This window comes from Stutzerimonas stutzeri, assembly GCF_013522825.1.
Lineage (GTDB): Bacteria > Pseudomonadota > Gammaproteobacteria > Pseudomonadales > Pseudomonadaceae > Stutzerimonas > Stutzerimonas stutzeri_AK.
On sequence record NZ_JAAMQZ010000082.1, the window covers coordinates 1 to 3,382 of the forward strand.

2 protein-coding genes and 2 pseudogenes are annotated in these 3,382 nt (G+C 57.1%); 1 reads left to right on the plus strand and 3 read right to left on the minus strand.

The features are described from left to right. Positions 1 to 227, plus strand: a 227-nt coding sequence (locus G7020_RS23945) for a hypothetical protein (RefSeq protein ID WP_219852821.1), incomplete at its 5' end; no start/stop codon positions are given. A 1-nt stretch (position 228) separates the two neighbouring features. Here G7020_RS23945 and tnpC read toward each other — a convergent pair. From tnpC to G7020_RS23595, 3 genes and pseudogenes are all read right to left on the minus strand, one after another. Beyond that, on the minus strand, positions 229 to 591 hold the full coding sequence (tnpC, locus tag G7020_RS23585; RefSeq protein ID WP_017849612.1) for a Tn3 family transposase post-transcriptional regulator TnpC: 363 nt from the start codon (positions 589 to 591) through the stop codon (positions 229 to 231). Continuing rightward, a pseudogene (locus G7020_RS23590) lies at positions 591 to 3,230 on the minus strand (Tn3 family transposase); the annotation flags it as partial. The gene tnpC and the pseudogene G7020_RS23590, both read right to left, overlap by 1 nt. Before the next feature lie 44 nt (positions 3,231 to 3,274). Further along, a pseudogene (locus tag G7020_RS23595) lies at positions 3,275 to 3,382 on the minus strand (IS5/IS1182 family transposase); the annotation flags it as partial.

A 3,382-nucleotide genomic window follows, 5' to 3' on the forward strand; every position in this document is an offset into this window, starting at 1 on the left:
TAGTCGTTCAGGTGTTCCAGAACCATGCGCACAGCACGCTCACGGACTTCAGGGGAGTAGGTAGTAGTCTTTCTCATGGCCTCATCTTCTCAAGAGTTGAGGCCTCCACGAAACCCGGGGTGATTCAGTACAGCGATGCTATAGAGTTACTCGTCAGTCCTGCAGCATCAGTTTTACTCTGCACCTCCATTGTATTCAGTCTGCCGGCAGCCCATTTGCACGAATAGTCTAGTCCTGATAGTCAGGAGCAAGCGCTGCCAAAGGAGCAACGTGTTTAGAACCCGCCTGCAAGCATGAACATAAAGCAGAAATATCCTCTTGAAGGGCCATCGCCTGCGCCCAAATACTGTCGACATCACTGGTAGCCACAGTGAGGGGGAAACCTTCCAGTACCGTCATGGCCATGCCATGCAGGCGTAGGAAGTCTTCTCGAATGCTGCCGACCCCTCCGATTTCAGCAAGGCAGGCATCCAGCCGGTCGACCAAGTTGAGCAACTGAGCGGTGTCGTAGCTTGCACGCAGAGAGTCGAGTACCTTGGTATCGACGTCCCCATAAGGTGTCACGCGGAACGAAGCTGGCGGGATATGCATCAGTTCGTCACCTCAACGTTGCTGTCAGACATCTGTTTCGCACGCATTGATCCCGCAGCCTGCTGGAAAATGGAATCCTTGATCCAGGGTTCCGGTGGGCGTTTGAGTTTCAGGTTGAACTCCCCAAAACGTTTGACATTGCTGGTTAGGTAGGGGCTGAGAAACGATACGTCGTCGTCAGTGAACTGCCAGCCATCACGGGCGAGCTTCTGCAGGATGCGCATCATGTCCACGGTGTTCTGCAGGATCACCGACGAGGCCACCATGTCGTTGTAGCGCAGGCGTTTCTGTTGCTCGTCCGGATCGTTTTCGGCGATCACGTCACCGCCAAAGGACAGCCACTTAGAGAAGCCGTTGTAGGACTCGATCTTATTGGTGTTGGCGGTGACTTCCTGGCGCAACTCGCGGCTGCCGATCCAGTTGAGTAGGAAGATCGTCCGGATCACGCTGCCCAGCGCTTGCGCGGCATGATAGAGCTTGTTGCGCCGACTGTAGGAGCCAAGTTTGCGCAGCAGCATAGGTGAGGAAATCTTGCCGGCCTGGATTGACAACGCGACCTGCATCAGATCCTGCCAGTGGGTTTCGATCAGGTGCCAGTCGGCGGTGTCGGTGAACAGACGGTTGATGTGTTTATACGAAACGCCGCGATCTGGCCGGCACATCACCAGGTCGCGCCAGTTGCGGATACGCGGCATCAGATTGATGCCCAGCAGATGAGTGAAGGCGAACACCGTGGCCGACTGGCCCTGGGTGTCAGAGTACACCGTATCGGGTTCGACGCTGAGGTCGACCTTGAGCAACCCCTCAATCACATAGATTGCCTCCCAGATACCAGGCGGGATGAAGTGCTGGAACACCGCGATGTAGTTATTGGCCACGTGTCGGTACGCCACGGCCCCCATCTTGCGATAGCGGAAGTGGTAGCCGGCCAGCAGATTGTCGTCATAGAAGTCGAACTGCGTACCGTCCGCGGCCACCGCCTTGCCATCGCCCCAGAGCTTGGGCAGGTCAAGTTGCAGATAGAGTTCCACCAGCTCGCGGTTAGCCTTGTCTAACTTCTCAAGCGAGAGATGGCGGCGATTCGTATAGGACAGCATGTGCGGCGTGACATTACCGGCCAGATGCCGTGCGGCCTGGTTGGGGCCAAGGTTGCAGCCCATGGCGAAGATCGTCATCAGGTAGCGCTCGGCCGGTTCTTTGAGCTTTGGCTCGTTGCCGGACATCGGCCCGAAATGCCGAGTGAACTGAATCCAATGCTCAATGTTGGCCATGATGTCGAGCACGTGCCTGGCCGGCATGCGCTGCATAAGCGCCGTCTGTAGCGAGATGGCCGAAGGCGGGATGTCCCGCGCTATCACTCGGCGTAGCACCGGTTCGCCGGCTTCATTGATCGATACGTCACCTCGGCAAGAAGGGAATTTTTCATCCAGATGCTGCGCGGTTTCCTCCAGCTGAATCTTGAGGGAGGCGACAAACTCCTTCGCCGTGCCAGGCAGCCCCACCTTTTCGCAGTAGGCCGGTAGACGATGGAAACATTCTTCCCAGGGCAGCAACTGCTTACGGTAGTCGGCGAAAGATTCCGACCCCAGCACGCACATATCACCCGAGCGCAGCTCACTGGCCAGGTAAGAGAACACGCAGACTTCCAGATAGCGCCGGTTGGTAGGTGGCCCTTCACTGGCAGGACGACGCACGACCTTAACCCAGCGCTCCGACGCAAACGACAAGTCGACATGCTCGTCGATCCACTCGCGGTGTAGATTTTCGCTGTCCTGGATGAGCTGAAGCGCCTGGATAAGTGAGCGATCCTGAGTCGTGGGTTCCAGTTGAAGAAGGTGGCTCAGACGGAACAACAGCGAGCGATGGGACTTGAAGTGCTTCCAGATCAGCGGCAGGTAGTTGTTACCGCCCGTAGCCTGGACTTCGGCGCAAGTCTCGCGCAACCGATCCAGGTTGCCATCGGGAGAGAGGAATTCCCGGATCAGACTGCCAGCCTCCTGGTCATCCGGTTCCTGAACAAGAATCTGCACCACGCCATCCAGGGTGGCCGCCAGTTGCTCCAGCTTCTGGCGTTGCCGCGCCTGGATTTGCTCCAACTCCTCCTTGGCGCGTTTGTGGATCGTCGAAATCCGTCGGATGAACATCTCGGCCAGGTGATCCCGAGTTCGCACCCGCATCCGATAGATCAAGGCCAGCATCAGTGTGTAGCGTTTCGGCAGCGAGCAGTCCTTCAGCTCGGCGACGTCCGACGCGGCGGCTTGGGTGGCGAAGTGGCGGATCTTAGCATCGACGACCCCCTCAAGAATGGCATCCAGATCTCCGAAGCTCTCTAACCACGCCAGGTGGTCGATCAACACCTCCAGGTGCTTGCGGGAAGGCTTCTTGGGTGCCTGCTTGAGTGCGTTGAAGTCACTCTGCCGACGCCCGAAATCCGTGTCGAGCAGCTCCTTTAGCTTGTAGATCACCTCGATTGGCGCTCGGAGCACGATCAGGTTGAAGGTAACTTCCTGAGCACTCGCCAAAGCGGTTTCTGCGATGTTGTTGAGCGTCGAATAAGCCGGAAGCTCATAGCCACGCTGAATCAGCTCATCAAGCATGGCATTAATGAGATCGACTCGCTGCTCAAGCACTACAGCGCAGTCACGTGCGATTTCCTCAGTGATCGCTAGGGTCTGTTGCCGTTTCACATGGGTAACCAGAGAAAGGCACAGGCCATGGCCACGACGCTTTCGTAATTTCTCTTGAGTTTGTCGAACCGAGATGCCACAGCCCGGTAGTGCTTTAGCCGGGC